This is a genomic window from Ideonella sp. P3_A4, from assembly GCF_056403075.1.
On sequence record NZ_JBFUGE010000791.1, the window covers coordinates 1 to 2,441 of the forward strand.

A 2,441-nucleotide genomic window follows, 5' to 3' on the forward strand; every position below is an offset into this window, starting at 1 on the left:
AGGCCGCACTGTGCGGCAGCGTGAACACAAGGAGCGCGACATCTATAGGCTTGCAGTTGAACCAGTACTCGTTCTTTGATACTCGGCGCAGGCCGCTAGGATCGTAGACAACGATGCCATCGTGTTCAGACAGGCTTTCCGTGATATCGAGTTCTTCCGGTTGGCTGCGGTGATGAACAAGATAAGGAGTGACCGTTGGATCAATGGTGAACGCGTAGATGATCTCCTGGGGCTGCTTGCCTCGAGGTTCTCGCGTGTGGTCGTGATCAAAATGTTCAACGTTCCAGAAATCACTGTTTTGGTCGCGATCCGTGCCGGTATTCAAAACCAAGGCTAGACGATCCGTCTCAACACAATCCTCAGTCATTGTTACGAGAGCGAAGTTGCGGACCACGACGTGGCCTACGTGCCCAAGCGCATCAAGTTCAGTCTGCAGTGAGCGCTCAAAGTCGCGCCAGTCGCTCAACTCCACTCGCTTCATATGCTTCCCGTTGGTGGCCGCGAGCTGCGGCGATATGCGTTTGGTGCGGCCTAACGTTCGACGTAAGGGGCCTGCCGCAGGCAGGTCCCCTTGACGGAGGGGTTAGGCACCGCAGATGCACCAACCGTGATGGACTTGCCGTGCAAGGCAGACGGACCCGAGGAGACTGGARATGCTACTCGGCTGACCGGGGCCTGGCTATGCAGCACCGGGGCTGCGGCTGTTTCAGTTTGGCCCGCTCGCCGAGGCGGCAGAAGCGACCCRGTAGCGGTTCYCACCCCAAGCTCCGGCCGTGACCGCAGGCGCTGTTGAACCGCGACGTAGCGCCAAGGCTTCAACTTCTTGACCAACATGGCGGGCGGAAGGCTGAAATGACCACCGACCGTGCGCCGGCCGCCGAAGGACGGACAGCCCACGCCGACGCTGAAGCAGGCACGCCTCTCCCATGTGCACAAGGCGTCGAGACCGAGGCCTTGAGAAGCTGGCATTGGCAGAAGACGCTTCAAGTGAACTGAACCTTCAACCCGGCTGTGGGCCTAACGTTCGACGTAAGGGGCGGCCCGCTTGCGGGACGTCCCCTTGACGGAGGGGTTAGCCATCCGATTGACGAGTTGCCACGTGTCTGGGGTGGGCCAACAAGAACACGAGCGCTCCGACGGGAAGGGCGAAGGTAAGGCCCCATGGACCTAGCCAGCCTTGACGGGACAGACCGGACCCAATGAGGTTGAAGTGAACCAACTGAAACGACGTGGTTCCATCCGTCCAGTTCAGCGTGAACGCAGCGAAGCCGAACAGAGTGAATATGGCCCAGAGCCACTTCCGCTTCAAACCCGGAGTACGTACGCACCGCACAAAAGCGAACAGAACTACGCCGACAGAGGTGAGGGCGAGAAGCGAAAACAGGTAGTGAAGAGGCCCTTTGCCGTTCAGCGTCAGGGCGTGAATCTCAGATAGTGGGGCTGGCAATGGTTCAACATTGAACGCCAAGATTCGAAACGCTCCTGGTTCTCCGGAAAGAGTCGCTGACGCAACCACCCATTGATTGGCTTCATAGGTGTACTCGACAGCAACCGCTGCTGTACGCAAGGTGGGCCCATCTTTTGAGAAGCTCCTCTTTGTGAAGTGGCGCCAATCGACCGCCTGGGTAGCTACTGGACGGCCTGAAGGGAGAATCCCTGCCAGGCGCTCCAGGGCTTGGTCGATGTCTGCCTGTTGAACGCGGTCATCCATGAGCGCCTTGATGGACGCAAAGTCTCGGGCAGCGAGTTTGCGAGCGGTGGCCTCAAGGAACTGAACCTCAGCGGTGGCGAAGAACTCGTCGTTCGATTTTGGGACGCCGCAAGCTTGGAGCAACGCGGCGAGCAKGAGCGCAAAGGGCAGATGTCGCATGTGATGGCTAACGTTCGACGTAAGGGGCGGCTTGCGGCTTGCCGCAAGACGTCCCCTTGACGGAGGGGTTAGACCGCTGCACGGCAGGCACTCATGTATTGAATGTCGAAGTACTCGTTGCCGAGCTTGACGACCTCGAGTTCTCGGCCCGTGGCGACAAAGCCAAGAGACTCATAGAGAGTGACTGCCTCGGGATTTGGTACGTAGACGCCAAGATACACGCGCCTGGCGCCATTGGCAAAGGCGTGCTCGACGGCGCGACTGGCAAGCTGACGGGCGAGCGATTGGCGGCGGAACGCTGGCGAGGTGAAGACACCCCAAAGAACGGCCTTGTGCGCCCCTGAGGCGAACTTGGTGGGCCAAAGGATGCCAGCTGTGGAGATAAGCCGATCACCGACAAAGGCACCGAAAACTTGACTTGGTAGCTCTGGCGACAGTTGCTGGCGAAAGCCTTCAATTGGGCGAGTGAGTTCTTCATCCAGTGTGAGACCCATGCCCAACGGCGAAACGGCGGTGACCTCCTGCCGTAAGCTAGCGAACGCCTCTGCATCGGAGGCGGTCAGCGAGCGAA

3 protein-coding genes are annotated in these 2,441 nt (G+C 59.3%); all 3 read right to left on the minus strand.

The genetic code is table 11. The features are described 5' to 3' along the window. A partial coding sequence (locus AC1DYI_RS32760) for a hypothetical protein (RefSeq protein ID WP_477208287.1) occupies nucleotides 1-472 on the minus strand: 472 nt, incomplete at its 3' end. 600 nt (nucleotides 473-1,072) lie between these two features. Next, entirely contained in the window at nucleotides 1,073-1,870 is a 798-nt protein-coding gene (locus AC1DYI_RS32765) for a hypothetical protein (RefSeq protein WP_477208288.1), read from the minus strand. Between the two features lie 68 nt (nucleotides 1,871-1,938). Then, nucleotides 1,939-2,441: GNAT family N-acetyltransferase (locus AC1DYI_RS32770; RefSeq protein ID WP_477208289.1), on the minus strand; the 503-nt coding region annotated here is incomplete at its 5' end.